Below are 16,778 nucleotides of genomic sequence, written 5' to 3'. Positions count from 1 at the left end.
AGTCGGGCAAGGAGCGGCGAATTGTCTCAAGAACCGATGACGGCGGTAGGTAAGGCCCTGCGCGCCGTGGCACGACGGGATAATGCTGACTTCGAGTACTGGCGCAAGCAGATGCATCGCGATGAGCAGGAAAAGATGCAGCTTTATCCGTTGCTCTACGAGGTATTTCGCGGGGCGGCGGAGCTCCGATTCGCCATTGAGGGGAACGCTGGCCAGATCAGACCATTTGTCGAGCGGGCTCGGCCGTTGCTGTGGCCCGCCCAGGGCTTCCCGGTCGGGAAGGCGGAAGCGCTGATCAGGTCCGCGTTGGGGGAGTCGGGTCTCGTGTCCGGGTTTTCCACCGAGGAGGTGGTGACCATCAGGATGCAGACCCTGACATACCTTGTCGAGGACTTGGACCTGAGCGACCACGACCTTGATACCCTGATCGCCCAGGCTGAGCAATGGGTGGCGACGAACCGCGACGCCTGAGCGGCCCCATTGATCCCGTCGGTGGCAACGTTTTGGCCACATCCCCCGCTGCCTGAATCCCCGTCGGTGTGTCCCGCTTGTGTCGGCTGGGATTGCGGACAGTGGTTACGGCTGCCGATATTTTCCCCGCCTTCAGTCCTGCGGCCTGAAGGCGGCATCATGGAAGCTTCCGACGGCTACTACCGATGACGGTCGCCCGGGCGGGGCGCAGTGCCGGCTACCCCACTCCGCAATTGGCGCAAACTGTCCCTCGTCTTTCGGTGCTCCGCACCTCGTCAAGAGCGACGGCAGAGATCATTTTGCCGGCTTCGAATCCGTGAGTGATCAATGTAGACAGTCATATCGTTCAAGTCCTAGAGTTCGAGCGACTGGTTCACATCCTGCACGGGGGTTGAGATGGCGACTGGCCGCTCGATGCTGCCTTCCTTCCTACTGAGACGTTCCCGGGTCACCGCGGCCGGTGCTGCCGCAGTGATCATGGGTTCCCTGTTGACGGCGCCGCCGCCCGCCGAGGCGGCGGCGCCGGTGTCCGCGCCGGGCAATCCGACGATCGCGCCGGACCCCGACTCGGCCGCCGCCCAGGCCCGACGGTCCGGCCTGCGGGTCGAGGTGGCCTCGGCCCGCACCGAGCTGACCCAGGTCTTCGCCAACCCGTCGGGTGGCTTCACCGCCGAGTCGGCGGTGCTGCCCCAGCGGGTCCGCCGCGCCGACGGGTCGTGGGCCGACGTCGACCTCTCCCTGCGACCCATCGATGGAACGCTGCGGCCCGCCGCCTCGGTGGCCGACGTCCGATTCTCCGCCGGCGGCAGGGGCGCGGCGGTCACGCTGGTGCGCGACGGCCGCTCGTTGACGTTGTCCTGGCCGGCCGACCTGCCGAAGCCGACCGTGTCGGGTGACTCGGCGACCTACCCGGAGGTGCTGCCCGGCACCGACCTGGTGCTGCGGGCGACGCGGACCGGATTCACCCACGTGCTCGCGGTGAAGAGCGCGCAGGCGGCCGCCAACCCGGCGCTGCGGACGCTGCGGTTCGACCTGGGCGGCGATGCCCGCGTGGTGCCTGGTCGCGACGGGCGGCTGTCGGCGGTGGCCGGCGGGGAGGTGCTGGCCAAGGCCGAACCGGCGGTGATGTGGGACTCGAACACCACGCCGACCGCGGCGGCTCGGACCGCGCTCGCTGCGGAGGGCGGGGCCCGGCCGGGTCCCTCCACCGCGGCCGCGCCCGGTGACGTGGCGAAGACCGCCGCCGTGGGTGTCGAGGTCGCGGGCCGGCAGCTCGTGCTGCGCCCGGACACCGGACTGCTGGCGAAGGCCGCCGCCTATCCGGTCTACATCGACCCCGCGTGGTCGACCGGCAAGTCGCGGTGGGCGTACGCCACGAACAACAACTCGAACAACACCGACACGTCGGTGGCGCGGGTCGGCAAGGACCCGGAGAGCGGCAAGATCTACCGGTCGTACTTCGACTTCCCGTTGTCGTCGATGCGGGGCAAGCACATCGAGTCGGCGTACGTGCAGATGAAGCTGGACCACTCCTGGTCCTGCGGGAACACGCCCACCTACATGTACCACTCGGGCGGCATCGCCAGCACGCCGCGTACGGCCTGGGCGCCGATGCTGAACAGTCTGAAGTCGACGGCGCAGTCGCACGCCAACGAGGGCTACGGCTGCTCCGACTCGCCGCAGCCGGACATGACGGTGAACTTCACCGGCTCGGCGGTCACCAGCATCGTCCAGACCCACGCCACCAACAACTGGACCAACATCACCCTCGGCTTCTGCGCCTGCAGCGCCACCGACGGCAGCGGCGAGTCCACCACCGACCGGTGGAAGAAGTGGTTCCCGGCCAACGCCAAGCTGGTCGTGGACTACGACTCCATCCCGGGTGCGCCCAACAACCTCCAGATCGCCGGCGTGGCCTGCCCGACCGGGCAGCGGATCACCGTCGGCACCCTGAACCCGAGGCTGTCGGCGATCTTCCCGGACGCCGACACCACCCAGGCCCTGCGGACCGGGTACGAGTGGCTGCAGATCCCGGCGACCGGCGGCTACAACGACTCCACGCCACGTAAGACGACCCCCACCGGCGCCTCCGTACCCGCCAACGGTCGCTCGACGACGGGTTCCCTCGCCGGCCTGGTCGAGGGCGGCTCCTATGCCTTCCGCGCCCGGGCCACCGACCCGTCACCGTACGACCGGACCAGCGCCTGGTCGGCCTGGTGCGAGTTCACGGTCGACACCAGGGTGCCACCGGTGACCGTGACGCTCTCCGGGCCGGCGAGCCTGCTGCCCGGCACCGGGGCGCCCTTCCAGATCAGTACGCCGGACACCACCGTGACGAAGTTCCGCTACGGCTGGACCTCCCCCACCACGGAGGTCACCGCGAGCCGTTACTGCGCGACATCGACCAATGGGCCGGTCTGCAGCATGCGGGCCGAGTTGACGCTGGTGGTGCCGAAGTACGGCCTGAACACGCTGCAGGTCTCGGCGACGGACGGCGCCGGAAACGTGGGCCGTGGGTCGGTCGAGTTCACGGCGGCCCGTCCGTCGCCCGCGGTCGCCCGCTGGGGACTGGAGTCCTATCCGGGCGTCTCGCAGGCGAAGGCGGTGGAGGACGGCCAGCCGGCCCTGGCCGGTGACACGCCACTGACCGCGACCAACGTCGGCTGGCCCGCCGACGGCCGACTCGTCGGTGGGCGGACGGCCACGTTCGGCGGGACCGCGTCACCCGGGTACCTGTCGACGGCGGCTCCGGTGGTGGACACCTCGAAGTCCTACAGTGTGGCGACCTGGGTGCGGCTGACCGGCCTGCCCACGCAGAACATGGCGATCGCCACCCAGAGCGGATCGTGCGCCTACGGCTTCTTCTTCGGCACCGTCCAGGTGGCGGGCGTGCCCAGGTGGACCGTCACCACGCGGGGCAACGACTGCGGCACCGCCCCGTACACCCAGCTCCTCGCGCCGACCGCGATCACCGCGGCCGACGTCGACCGCTGGCAGCAGCTGGCCTTCTCGTACGACGCGACGGCTCGCACCCTGAGCCTGTTCGTCAACGGCAAGGTGGTCGCGTCCACGCCCTGGACGACCGCGTGGAACGCGCCGGGCAACTTCCAGATCGGCCGGAACTACACGATGAGCACCGGCGTGTCCGACAACTACCTCCGGGGAGCCCTCGCGGACGTGCAGGTCTTCGACCGGGTGCTGGTCGGGCAGGACTTCACCGGGCAGCGCAAGGAGGATCCGAACTCCGGTGGTGTCGACGAGCCGGGCATCCTCGAGCCGATCCGGGTGGGCGACTGGAACTTCGACTACGCGACCGGCTGCTACCTGGACCCGACCGCCCCGGGCGCGGACCCGACCCAGTGCACCGCCCCCGAGTCGGGACAGTTCGGCCGGAGGTTCGCGCTGACGCTGGGCACCGAGGCGGGCAGCGACGCGCGCAGCTTCCTGCGCTTCGACGGGCACCACCCGGACGACGTCAACCAGCTCACCACCGAGTACGGGCGTTCGCAGCAGGACACCGGCTCCGGTGTCTGGCAGGACACCCAGGTGTTGCGGACCGACGACTCGTTCTCCGTGGCCGTGTGGGTGCGGCCGGAGTCGTTGGGCATGCAGACCGCCGTCGCCCAGATCGGCAACCAGAACTCCGCCTTCTATCTGAGTCAGCGGACGAAGACGGTCGACGGGGTCACCGGCAACTGGTGGGCGTTCAGCGTCTTCGGGGTGGACACCACGCCGCAGAACGACAACTCGGCATTGGCGATGATGATGTCCCGGCAGCTGAACGACCAGGACGACGTGTCCACCTGGACCCACCTGGTCGGTGTCTACGACCTCGGCCGTCGCCAGATCCGCCTCTACGTCAACGGTCAGCTCGAGAGCACCGTGCCGTTCCCGAGCACCTTCACCGGGGCCTTCAACGCCACCGGCCCGGTCTGGGTGGGCGCCGCCCGGCACACTCCGCCCGGATCTTCTCCCCAGATCGCCGACCGGTGGGACGGCGACATCTCGAATCTCGGCCTCTACCAGGGCGCGTTGACCGATGTCGACGTCAAGCAGGTGTTCGAGAGCCAGTCCCTGACCGACGTCACCCCCACCGACTGACGGCTCCGTACCGCGCCGGCCCGCCTCCGGGTGGGCCGGCGCGGCCCCGTCGACCAGTTCCTCAGCTCCTTGCTGAACGATCGCCCCTGGAGGCATGGGTGAGATGCACCCTGACCACAAGTCCCCTGACACCACGTACGACGATGAACCCGACCAGACTGCGGACCGTCCTGGCCGCGACGGTGAGCCTGTCCCTGGCCGCGTCGGTCCTGTCCGTCCCCACCCGCGCGGCAGCCGAGCCGAAGCCCCATCTGGCCGTCCAGCAGGAGAAGATCGACGCCGACGGGGCGCCGGCGAAGGGTAGGGCCTGGCCGGTCAGGGCGGTGCCCAGCGCGCAGCTGGCGGCTCCGGTGTGGCCGAAGGCGGGTAGGGCGGCAGTGTCGTTGCCGGCGGCCCCGGCCGGGCAGCGGCAGTCCGCTCCGTCGGCGGTGCGCGCCGGCACCCTGCCGGTGTCGGTGAGCCGGGGCGCGGGGGCCGCCGGCGACCGCACCGACGCCGTCTCGGTGGAGGTGTTGGACCGGGCAGCCGTGCCGACCCGCTGGCGCAACGGCTTGCTGGTGCGGTTGGCCGGTAGTGGCGCCGCGACCACGAAGACCGCTGCGCCGGCCGCGGCGGGCTCGACCACCGTCTCGGTCGACTACCGGGACTTCAAGAACGCGTACGGCGGCAGCTGGTCCTCCCGGTTGAGGCTGTGGCGGCTCCCGGAATGCGCGCTGGTCACTCCGGACCGCGCGGAGTGTGCGGCCGCGCCGCTGGACTCCCGGAACCAGGGCGGCGCGGTGAGCGCCGAGGTGCCGTTGCCCGCACCGGGGGCCGGGGACCGGACCGCCGTTGGCGCGTCCACCCTGGTGGCCCTGGCCGCTGGTGCCTCCGGCAGCGAGGGTGACTTCTCGGCCTCGCCGTTGGGCGCATCGGCGACCTGGTCGGGCGGTGGCTCGACGGGTGACTTCTCGTGGTCGTACCCGCTGCAGGCGCCGCCGCCGATCGGTGGGCCGTCGCCGTCGCTCGCGCTGTCGTACTCCAGCAGCGCGGTGGACGGCAAGTCCGACGCCTCGAACAACCAGCCGTCGTGGGTCGGTGAGGGCTTCGACTACTGGTCGGGCTACATCGAGCGCAGCTACGTCGGCTGCGCGGACGACATGACCGGCGGCACCAACACCCGCAAGACCGGTGACCAGTGCTGGCGGTCCGACAACGCGACCATGATGCTCAACGGCCGGGGCACCGAGCTGGTCTACGAGGCCGGCAAGGGGTGGCACGGCCGCAGTGAGGACGGCTCCAAGATCGAGAAGCTCGCCGGCGCCGGCAACGGCGACAACGACGGTGAGTACTGGAAGGTCACCACGACCGACGGCATGCAGTACTTCTTCGGCCGGCACAGCCTGCCCGGCCAGAGCGGCACGACCGACTCGACCTGGACGGTGCCGGTCTCCGGTAACCAGTCCGGCGAGCCCTGCTACAACACCAGCTTCGCCTCGTCCTTCTGCGACCAGGCGTGGCGCTGGAACCTCGACTACGTGGTCGACCCGCGCGGCAACACCATGTCGTACTGGTACACCCCGGAGGGCAACTACTACGGCCGGAACCTCACCTCCACCAGCAAGGCCCGGTACGACCGGGGCGGCACCCTGAAGCGGATCGACTACGGCACCTGGGACCGCGGTACGACCGACCGGTCGGTGACGCCGACCGCCCAGGTGTTGTTCACCGTGGCCGACCGCTGCGAGGCGAACTGCTCGATTCACGACGCGGCGCACTGGAAGGACGTGCCCTGGGACCAGGAGTGCATCGGCACCGCCGCGTCCTGCACCAACTACTCGCCCACCTTCTGGTCCACCAAGCGGCTGTCGAAGATCACCACCCAGGTCTGGGACACCACCAAGGCCACCCCGGCGTGGCAGGCGGTGGACTCCTGGACCCTCACCCACACCTACCCGGCGGTGGGCGACGGCAGCGACTACGCGGGCATGTGGCTCAGCTCCATCGTGCGCGCCGGCCACGTCGGCAGCACGCTCACCATGCCGCCGGTGACGTTCACCCCGGTGGCGCTGCGCAACCGGGTGTTGACGAGGAACAACACCACCAACAACCGGATGCGGATGGGCAACATCGTCACCGAGACGGGGGCGAAGATCCAGGTGACGTACAGCCTGCCGGACTGCCCGTCGGGGATCTCGCCGGCGGCGAACACCCGGCGGTGTTATCCGGTGATCGGTCCGGACCCGTACGACCCGGACGGTCCAGACATCACCGAGTGGTGGCACAAGTACGTGGTGACGCAGGTGTCGGAGTCGGACCTGATGGTGGTGGTGAACGGGACCGACCGTGGGCAGCCGGTGAAGAACACCTTCTACACCTACGTGGGCGCGCCGGCCTGGCACTACGCCGACGACAACGGCCTGGTCAAGCCCAAGCGCAAGACCTGGAACCAGTTCCGCGGTTACGCGACGGTGGAGACCCGGGTCGGTGACGCGCCGAGCCAGACGTTGACCCGCACGACGTACCTGCGGGGCATGCACGGCGACCGGGTCGCGACCTCGGGCGGCACCCGCACGGTGACCGTGCCGGCGTCGCTGGGCAGCGAGACGGTGTACGACGAGGACCAGTTCGCCGGGATGGTCCGCGAGCAGGTCACCTACAACGGGGTCGACACCAGGCCGGTCGCCAAGACGGTGAACGTGCCGTGGATGTCACCGGCCCTCGCCACCCGCAACATCAACGGGGACATCGTCACCGCTCGTTACACCGACACGAAGGCCACCTACTCCGGCACCGCCCTCGGTGTGAACGGCGCGTCCGGCTGGCGGGTGACCCGGACCCAGTCGACCTTCGACAACGCCTACGGCACCGTCACCCAGGTCCAGGACGACGGGGACACCGCCAAGACCGGCGACGAACAGTGCGCCACCTACAGCTACAACCGCAACACCGCGCTGAACCTGCTGACGGTGGTGAAGCAGACGACGGTGACCGCACTGGCCTGTGGCAGCGCGCCGCAGACCACCGATGACGTGATCTCCGACGAGCGGACCTACTACGACGGCGCCACCAGCGTCGACACCGCTCCCACCGCTGGCGCGGCCACCCAGGTGGAGCGGCTGAAGAGCTGGACCAAGGCGGGCGGGACCACCTGGCAGGTGGTCACGAAGGGCACCTACGACATGTTCGGGCGGCCCCGCAGCGCCACCGACGTGCGGGGCAACGTCACGACCACCACCTACACCCCGGCCTCCGGCGGCCCGCTGCAGAAGGTGACGACGACCTCGCCGGACCCGAACGGCGGCACGGCGTGGTCCTCCACCGTCGAGTCGGAGCCGTACCGCGGCGGACCGACCAGGACGACCGACCGCAACGGCCGGGTCAGTGAGCAGGAGTACGACCCGCTCGGCCGGCTCGCCCGGGTCTGGCAGGCCGGCTGGGCGAAGTCCACCCACCCGACGAGCCCGTCGATCGAGTACGGCTACGTCTTCGCCCCGAACCGGGACGCCTACCCGTACACCACCACGCGGACCCTGCACGCCGGCGGCGGCTACCTGGTGTCGTACAGCATCCAGGATGCCCTGTTCCGTCCCCGGCAGACCCAGACCGTGGCCGTCGGTGGTGGTCGGGTCGTCACCGACACCCTCTACGACAAGGCCGGGAGGGCGGTGACCAGCTACTCCCCGCACGTGGAGCCCGGTGCCGCCGCGGGTGGCCTGTGGTGGGAGCCGGAGTGGTCGGTACCCTCGCTCACCCGGACTGTCTACGACGACGCGGGGCGGGCCACGGCCTCGATCTACTTCGGCACCGACGGGGTGACCAACCTCGTCGAGAAGTGGCGCACCAACACCGAGTACTTCGGTGACTCGGTGAAGGTGACGCCGCCCGCGAAGGACGTGCCGACCACCACGGTCACGGACGCGCACGGTCGTACCGTGCAGGTGCGGCAGCACGTCAGCCCGGAGCACTCGACGAGCTACGTCTACGACCGCAGGGGCCAGCTCGTCACGGTCCGGGACACGGCCGGCGACGAGTGGACCTACACGTACGACGTCCGTGGCCGGCAGCTGACGTCGGTCGACCCGGACAAGGGCAAGCTCACCAACGTCTACAACGACTTCTCCGAGCTGACCCAGACCATCGACGCCAACGGCAAGGTGCTGGTCTACGACTACGACAAGATCGGCCGCAAGATCGGCCTGTACGACACCAGCAAGTCCGCGGCCACCAAGCGGGCCGAGTGGAAGTACGACAAGCTCTTCACCGGCCAGCCACTGCTCGGGGTGTTGGGCCAGGCGACCCGGTACGACCCGCCCGGCTCGACGAACGCCTACACCGTGCAGCCGACCGGCTTCACCCCCCGCTACCAGCCCACCGGCATGCAGTACGTGATCCCGGCGGCCGAGGGGACCGGGCTCGCCGGCACCTGGTCGTACGGATTCGGCTACTCGCCCTACGAGGGCAGCCCCACCTCGGTGACCCTTCCGGCCGTGGGAAACCTGACCACGGAGACACTGACCACCAACTACGACTCCGTGACCGGCCTGCCGACGTCGCTGGACACCAACCTGATCAACGTCGGCCGGTACGTGATCGGTCAGCAGTACTCGGCCTACGGCGAGCCGACCATCAACACCCGCAAGACCAACGGGGGCGTCTACGTCGAGCAGGCGTTCGACTACGACCTCACCACTCACCGGGTGAACCGCAGCCGGGTGCAGCCGGAGACCGCGACCGGAACGGTCAAGGACGTCAACTACGGCTACGACGACGCCGGGAACATCACCTCCATCGCCGACACCCCGGCCGTCGGGCAGGCCGACACGCAGTGCTTCCGGTACGACGATCTGCGCCGGCTGACCTCGGCGTGGACCCCGAAGTCCGGGGTCGCCTGTGGCACCGATCCCAGCACGGCCAACCTGGGCGGTCCCGCCCCGTACTGGCAGGACTGGACGATCGACGCCCTGGGCAACCGGACCAAGGAGACGTCGCACGCGTCGACCGGCGACACCACCCGCACCTACGCGCTGCCGACGCCCGGCCAGGGAGTGGCCCGGCCGCACGCGGCCACGTCGGTGACGGTGGCGGAACCCGGGAAGAGCCCGGTCACCAACCGGTACGACTATGACAAGGCAGGCAACACGGTCTGCCGGCCCGCGGGGGCCCCGGCGAACGCCTGCCCGCCCGACGCCAGCTCCCAGCTGCTCAGCTGGGACTCCGAGGGCCGGCTGACGTCGGTTTCCGGATCCTCCGGCGGGAGCAACATCTACGACGCCGACGGCTCCCGGCTCATTCACCGGGACGCCACCGGCAGCACGTTGTATCTGCCGGGGCAGGAGGTCCGCACGGCGAGCGGCCTCACCTCGGCGACCCGTTACTACCAGTTCGCCGGCAGCACTGTGGCCTCGCGCAGCGGTGGACTGACCTGGCTCTTCAACGACCACCAGGGCACCCAGAACGTCGCTGTCGACGCGCTCACGCAGGCGGTAACGGTACGGCGGCAGACCCCGTACGGTGTCCCGCGCGGTCAGCAGCCGACCTGGACAAACCTGAAGGGCTTCGTCGGCGGTGACAAGGACACCACCGGACTGACCCACATCGGTGCCCGCGAGTACGACCCGGGCCTGGGCCGGTTCGTGTCGGTGGATCCGGTGCAGGACCTGACCGATCCGCAGCAGTGGAACGCCTACGCCTATGGCAACAACAGCCCGATCACCTTCTCCGATCCGGACGGGCTCAAGGCCTGCTCCGACGACGCCTGTGGGCCGGGCGCCGACTACGAGGACATGTACGGCAAGTACGTCGACGTCTCCGGCCACAACGACGGCTGCAACGGGTGCAGCAAGACCGAGGACCCGTACGCCGAGAAGAAGCCGCCGACGATCAACGACAAGCTCGGCAGTCACGTCCCGCTGTCCAAGACCCACAAGACGATCGTCAAGGCGAAGTCCTACAAGGGCACCGAGCAGTTCACCTGGAAGGAGATGCTCGACTGGGCGGCCCAGGACCAGACCAACTGGGTATTCCTCTGTTCTGAGGTGATGGGCGGCGACCCGCTCGTCTGTGATGTCCAGAATCCGCTGCTGCCACAGCTGTCGAAGCTCGAGGACCTGGTCCAGATGGCCGTCATCCTGGGTGGTGTGACCTGTGCGCTGATCGGCCCCGCCTGCCTGGCCGAGGCCGCGCTAGCCGAGGGTGAGTTCGCCGCCACGGGTGCCGTGCTCACATCGGGCGGTGCCGGCGCCAACCTGCTCCGCGGCATGATCGGTCGGGAGGCGGTGGGTGCCGAGAAGGTGGTGAACAGCTTCTGCAGCTTCGGCGGTGACACCCGGGTCCTGATGGCCGACGGCACCACCAAGCCGATCAGCGAGCTGAAGGTGGGCGACGAGGTCGAGGCCACCGACCCCGAGACGGGGGAGCAGGGTGATCGGCGGGTCACCAACCTCTGGATCCATGAGGACGACCTCGGTGTCCTGAGGGTCGACGGCGAGATTCTGGAGACGACCGACGGGCACCCCTTCTGGAACGTCACCGATCACAAGTGGGAAGCGGCGGGTGACCTTCGGCCTGGTGACCGGCTGGTCACGTCCAGGGGGGACACCGTCCTGGTCGACAGGCCGTTGTCGGCACCTTCACACCGCGGGCTCGCCTACAACCTCACGGTGGACGGGATCCACACCTACTATGTGATTGCCGGCACGACGTCAGTACTCGTACACAACACGGGTTCGCTTCCGTGCGTCTCTAATCGCATCAGTTGGCAGAAGCAGGGCCGACATGTTCTCGGAGACCCGTTGCACGACAATACTGGCAAGGGTTATCTCAATAGCCATTCGGACGCGCAGCGCGTGCTTGACGCGTACCACAGCGGCGAGGCCACGGTGCTGGGGCAAATGGAGAATGGAAACATCGTCGTGCGTTACGGAAATGTGACTGGTTACAACAACAACCCAGCTGCAGGGTTCGTCGATCAGCCGACGAACGTCTTCATGATCAAGGGAACGAAGAGCCCTAGCGTGGTTCCGATCAATCCGAACTGGACTCCGAGAGGCTGACAGGTGAAACCCGATCTGGTACGGGAGAACAGGCTGGTGCTCGATGTCGTCCAGGCTGCGCTCGGGTTGATTTCGAGAGAAATGCGAGCCATCTCGGTTGAACTGAGGCTGGATCGAGTGATCCTTCATGTCGCCGTCCATGAGCGGAATGCGCAGGTCGAGGAGGATGTGGAGGACCTCGTATTCGAGCTGGCGGCTCTCCAGGACGGTCAAATAGAAATAGAGTCCTCGGTCTTCGTGGGAGAACCCAATTCCGGTTGGCCAGGAAGCTCTGGTCGGCGTGTCTATGTGGCGAAGGAAGAGTGAGGATCGACACGAGGGGCAACCTGTAGTGGCAGTACGGCTGGCCGGCGAACTGTTCGCCGGCCAGCCGCCGCACAGACCATCGGCCCGCCTCCGACGGACCGCGGCTCACCCATGCGAAACCGGCAGGTCCAGCACGTCCTCGACACCGCGCCGCGGCGTCGGCCGCCCCGGCTGGCCGTACCCGATCCGCATCACCATCTGCGGCGTCCCGAACCGTCCCAGCGACAGCCGCAGCGCCTCCCGGGCCCCCGGCACCTCGATCGGCTGGGACATCATCGACACCCCCAGCCCGGCGTCCGTCGCCGTCAACAGCACCCGCTGCAACGCCTGCCCGGCCACGATCTGGTCGGTCGCCGTGTTCCCCGCCGAGCCGAGCACCGCCACCAGCGGCTCCGGCTCGAAGTCCCGCCCCGGCGCGCGGTTGCGACCGCCGAAGCCCCGGGCCGGCAGCAGGTCCTGCGGCTCGCTCTGCGGGCCGCCCGCGGCGACCGGCACCCCGTCCGGTGCCGGCTCGGTCCGCACCCACTCGGCCAGCTCCGTCCGGTAGCCGGGGTCGCGTTCCAGCACCCGGTTGGCGCTGCGGGCGATCTCGGCGAAGGCGTTGACCGCGCTCACCCCGATCAGCAGCTCCAGCCAGCCCTGCTCCGCCCGGGCCGCCTCGCCGAGCCGCCAGCGGGCGTCGGCGGGGACCGGGTCGGGCCAGAACGGCGCCCGGTTGCTGAACCGGCGCGGGATCGCCGCGTGCAGGCTCTGCTCGGCCGGCGTCGGCCGACGCGGCAGGTCCGGCACCAGCCGGGCGATCACGTCCGGCTCCGTCGGGTACGGCCGCAGCCGCACCGAGGCCGGGGCGCCGGCCACCGCGAGGGCCAGCCGCAGGTTGAACAGCGCCGCCCCGCAGGCGATCCGGGTGCCCCAGCCGCTCGGGTCGGTCGCCGGCAGCCGTCGGGTCGGATCGACGGATAGCTCGATCCCCCCGTCGTGCAGCCGGAACCGCCACGGCTGGCTGTTGTGCAGCGACGGCGCGCGGACGGCGTCGGTCACGACGGCCCGCAGCTGCGCGACGGTGAAGCCGGTGTCCATCATCATGCTCCTTCCGTGCCAGGTCGTGCCGCCCCCCGGTAGGTCCATCCCCACGGTGCGTCAGCCGACGCGCCCCCGGGCAGGGCCGGACGTCCCGACCGGCCGGGCAACCCTTCCCGCCCCGGCGCGCCCTGGACGGGACCTTCGGCCCGTGCACCGGGCGGCCCGACCGGGTAGAAACGAGGGATGATCCGGGTGTTCCTGCTCGACGACCACGAGGTCGTCCGCCGTGGCCTTGCCGACCTGCTCACCAGCAGCGGCGACATCGAGGTGGTCGGCGAGTCCGGCTCCGCGCAGGAGGCCGCCCGCCGGATCCCCGCGCTCCGCCCGGACGTGGCGATCCTCGACGCCCGGCTGCCCGACGGAAACGGCATCGACGTCTGCCGGGACATCCGCGCCGTGGACTCCTCGATCAAGGGCCTCATCCTCACCTCGTACGAGGACGACGAGGCGCTCTTCGCGGCGATCATGGCCGGCGCCGCCGGGTACGTGCTCAAGCAGATCCGCGGCACCGACCTGGTCGACGCGGTCCACCGGGTGGCGGCCGGGCAGTCCCTGCTCGACCCGGCGATCACCACCCGGGTGCTGGAACGCATCCGCAGCGGCGTCGAGCAGCCGCGCGAGCTCAAGACCCTCACCGAGCAGGAACGGCGGATCCTGGAGTACGTCGCCGAGGGGCTGACCAACCGGGAGATCGCCGGAAAGATGTTCCTCGCCGAGAAGACGGTGAAGAACTACGTCTCCAGCGTGCTGGCCAAGCTCGGCCTGGAACGGCGTACCCAGGCCGCGGTGCTGGCCACCCGGCTGCTCGGCAAGACGTCCCACTGAGCCTCGCCCGCCACCGGGCGGGCCGGCCAGGCGGGCGGCTCAGTCCCGCAGCGGGACGCTCCACCGCACCCGGGTGCCGTGCGGGTGCACCCGGTCCAACTGGAACTCGCCACCGAGGCGTTCGGCCCGCTCCCGCAGGTTGACCAGGCCACTGCGGGCCGCCGCCGGGTCGCAACCCACCCCGTCGTCGGTGACCTGGACGGTCACCCAGCCGGCGTCGACGCGTACCGCCACCTCCACCCGGTCGGCGTTGGCGTGGCGGGCCGCGTTGGACAGCGCCTCGCGCAGCACGGCGGTCAGCTCCGGGCGGAGCACGTCCGGGACGGCGCTGTCGATCGGGCCGAGCAGCTCCAGCTCCGGCCGGTGCCCCAGCGTCTCGGTGGCCGCCTCGATCGCCTCCCGGATCTCGGTACGCAGCGCCGCGCTCATCGGCGTACGCAGCTCGAAGATGGTGCGGCGGATGTCCCGGATGGTGGCGTCCAGGTCGTCGACCGCCGCGTTGATCCGCTTGGCCACCTCGGGGCGGGCGTTCATCGCCCCGCTCTGCAGCTGGAGGCCGGTGGCGAAGAGCCGCTGGATCACCACGTCGTGCAGGTCCCGGGCGATCCGCTCGCGGTCCTCCAGGACCACCAGCAGCTCCCGCTCCTCCTGCCCGCGGGCCCGCTCCATGGCCAGCGCCGCCTGGCCGGCGAAGCTGCCCAGCAGCGCCACGTCGCCGTCGGTGGCGCGGCCGGCGTCCGGCCGGTGCGCGATAACCAGCACGCCGTGCAGGGTGTCGGCCGCGGCGAGCGGGGAGACCACCGCCGGCCCGGCGACCACCGGCACCGGCCACGGCGCGGCGTGCGCCAGATCCTCGACCAGGTCGTGCCGGCGCTCGGTGACCGCGACGGTGAAGCTCGTCTCGCCCGCCGGCAGCACCGCGCCGACCAGCTCGCGGGCCCGCGCGTCGGCGCCGTCGACCACCTCCACGGTGAACTGCCCGGCCTCCTCGTCGTAGAGCAGCACCAGGGCCAGCTCCGCCTCGGCGACCTCCCGGGCCCGGCGGGCCACCAACGTCAACGCGTCGGTACGCCGCACCTCGCCGAGCAGCACCGAGGTGATCTCGGCGGTGGCCGCCAGCCAGCGTTCCCGGCGGTGGGCCTCCGCGTAGAGGCGGGCGTTCTCGATCGCCACACCGGCCGCGGCGGCCAGCGCCACCACGATCTCCTCGTCGTCCTCGCTGAACTCCGGGGCGCCCTGCTTCTCGGCCAGGTAGAGGTTGCCGAAGACCTGGTCGCGGATGCGGACCGGCACGCCGAGGAAGCTGTGCATCGGCGGGTGGTGCGGCGGGAAGCCGTACGACTTCGGGTGGTGGGTGATGTCCGGCATGCGTAGCGGCCGGGGCTCGTCGATGAGCAGGCCGAGCACGCCCCGCCCGTGCGGCAGGTCGCCGATCCGCGCGTGCAGCTCCGGCTCGATGCCGTGCACGATGAAGTCGTGCAGCAGCCGGTCGGGGCCGATCACCCCGAGGGCGCCGTAGCGGGCGCCGACCAGCTCGCACGCCGATCCGACGATCCGTTGCAGGGTGCTGCGCAGGTCGAGGTCGGAACCGATCACCACCACCGCGTCGAGCAGGGCGCGCAGCCGCTCCCGGCTGGTGACCACCTCGCCGACCCGGTCCAGCATCTCCTGGAGCAGCTCGTCGAGGCGGACCCGTGACAGCGGGCTGAGCCCCAGTGAGGGTGTCACCGGGGAGTCCTGACGCGGTCGCGGTGCGCTGCTGGTCACGCCGCCGATGCTAGCCCTGCGGCCCGGCCGGCATAAGCCCCGCTACCCTTGCCGGCCGTCCACCGCCGAGGTGTCCACCACCTGCTCGGTAGGGAGCCGCGGGGTGTGCGCGGGGCCGGCGGTCGCCGGGTCGGCGATCCCCAGGCGGAGCACCAGGAACGGGTGACCCATCCCGGCCAGCACGCCGCGCAGGGTCTGCCGGGTGCCCTCGACCTCCACCACCCCGCTCAGCGGCACCATCGACACCCCGAGCCGGGTGGCGGTCAACCACGCGGCGGAGAGCGCCTCACCGGCCCGCAGCCAGCTGTCCGGCTCGTCCTCGTCGCCGTAGAGCAGCGCGTACACGGCCGCCCGGTCGTGGCCGGGACCGATCGGCAGGCTGCCGGCGCGGCCGAAGTCCCGGCCCGGCACGGTGGTCTGCGGCGCCTGCTCGGGCAGGACCTCCGGCGGCAGGCCGGTGCCGGTGCCGGCGCGGCTGGTCCAGTACGCCAGCTCCTCGCGCAGCTGCGGATCCTCGGCCTCCACCGTGCCGGCGTGGGAGGCCGCGGCGGCCAGCTCCATCACCTGGTCGGAGTCGAGGATCTGCAACCGGGCGCCCTCGGCGGTGGCGGCCCGGGTGATCTCACCGATCGCGGCGGTCGGCACCTGCTCGTCGCTGACCGGCCGGCGGTCGGTGTGCCGGACCTGCATGCACTGCACCAGGTGCATGGCCTGCGGGTCGGCGCCCGGGTGCCGCATGCTGGTCAGCCGGGCCAACAGCTCCGGGTCGCCCGCGTCGGGCAGTCGCTCCACCACCGGCACCCAGCCCTCGGCGGCCAGCGCCAGCCGGGCGTGGTGCAGGGCGGCCCCGCAGCTCAGCGCCAGCAGCCGCCCCTCGGGGTCGCTGGCGCTCAGCTGCCGGGCCCGGGCCATCCGCAGCTCCAGGGCGTCGGGCAGCACCCGCCAGCTCCAGGGTTGGGTGTTGTGCACCGACGGGGCGTGCCCGGCCATCGCGGCGGCCTCCGCGAGCGCGGTGGTCAGCGGGCGGTCCGTAGCCGGCGTCTCGTGGCTCATCGTCACGACCTTTCCGTGTTCGTCCCCATCGTGCCCCACCCGGATGCCACCGCGGGCGGGGATGCCGCTCCATCCTCTGGCATGCCCCCTCCGGCCGCACGGTACGCACGCCCCGGTCCACCGGGCCCTTCGGCCCGC

Annotated in this window: 8 protein-coding genes; 5 read left to right on the top strand and 3 right to left on the bottom strand. The window is 70.5% G+C overall.

Going from position 1 to position 16,778, the window contains the following annotated elements:
* The first annotated feature begins 21 nt into the window (after positions 1–21).
* The 4 genes from GA0070564_RS22070 (at position 22) to GA0070564_RS22055 (ending at position 11,912) form a co-directional block, all read left to right on the top strand.
* The gene (locus GA0070564_RS22070) at positions 22–471 is read left to right on the top strand and encodes a hypothetical protein (RefSeq protein WP_141714834.1); all 450 of its coding nucleotides are present in this window, start codon (positions 22–24) and stop codon (positions 469–471) included.
* A gap of 477 nt (positions 472–948) precedes the next feature.
* On the top strand, positions 949–4,572 hold the full coding sequence (locus GA0070564_RS22065; RefSeq protein ID WP_141714833.1) for a LamG domain-containing protein: 3,624 nt from the start codon (positions 949–951) through the stop codon (positions 4,570–4,572).
* 143 nt (positions 4,573–4,715) lie between these two features.
* Entirely contained in the window at positions 4,716–11,606 is a 6,891-nt protein-coding gene (locus tag GA0070564_RS22060; protein ID WP_091611915.1) for a polymorphic toxin-type HINT domain-containing protein, read from the top strand.
* Between the two features lie 3 nt (positions 11,607–11,609).
* A complete protein-coding gene (locus GA0070564_RS22055) occupies positions 11,610–11,912 on the top strand; it encodes a MafI2 family immunity protein (protein ID WP_245670150.1) in 303 nt (100 codons plus the stop codon).
* 105 nt (positions 11,913–12,017) lie between these two features.
* Here the strand turns inward: GA0070564_RS22055 and GA0070564_RS22050 are convergent, their stop codons facing one another.
* Positions 12,018–12,992, bottom strand: coding sequence for an Acg family FMN-binding oxidoreductase (locus GA0070564_RS22050; RefSeq protein ID WP_091612768.1), 975 nt, complete (start codon positions 12,990–12,992; stop codon positions 12,018–12,020).
* Between the two features lie 186 nt (positions 12,993–13,178).
* Here GA0070564_RS22050 and GA0070564_RS22045 point away from each other — a divergent pair, with 186 nt between their 5' ends.
* The gene (locus tag GA0070564_RS22045) at positions 13,179–13,820 is read left to right on the top strand and encodes a response regulator (RefSeq protein ID WP_091611911.1); all 642 of its coding nucleotides are present in this window, start codon (positions 13,179–13,181) and stop codon (positions 13,818–13,820) included.
* A 39-nt stretch (positions 13,821–13,859) separates the two neighbouring features.
* On the opposite strand, the gene GA0070564_RS22040 is transcribed toward GA0070564_RS22045, so the two are convergent.
* Together GA0070564_RS22040 and GA0070564_RS22035 are read right to left on the bottom strand one after the other, a co-directional pair.
* Positions 13,860–15,485, bottom strand: coding sequence for a sensor histidine kinase (locus tag GA0070564_RS22040; protein WP_245670171.1), 1,626 nt, complete (start codon positions 15,483–15,485; stop codon positions 13,860–13,862).
* Between the two features lie 144 nt (positions 15,486–15,629).
* Positions 15,630–16,640: an Acg family FMN-binding oxidoreductase gene (locus GA0070564_RS22035; protein WP_091611907.1), complete on the bottom strand. Its 1,011-nt coding sequence runs from the start codon at positions 16,638–16,640 to the stop codon at positions 15,630–15,632.
* Between the last annotated feature and the right edge of the window lie 138 nt (positions 16,641–16,778).

Origin of the sequence: Micromonospora mirobrigensis, assembly GCF_900091555.1 — a bacterium.
Taxonomy (GTDB): Bacteria; Actinomycetota; Actinomycetes; order Mycobacteriales; family Micromonosporaceae; genus Micromonospora; species Micromonospora mirobrigensis.
Note: the sequence above shows the minus strand (reverse complement) of the source record. Positions and strands in the feature narration are given on the sequence as shown.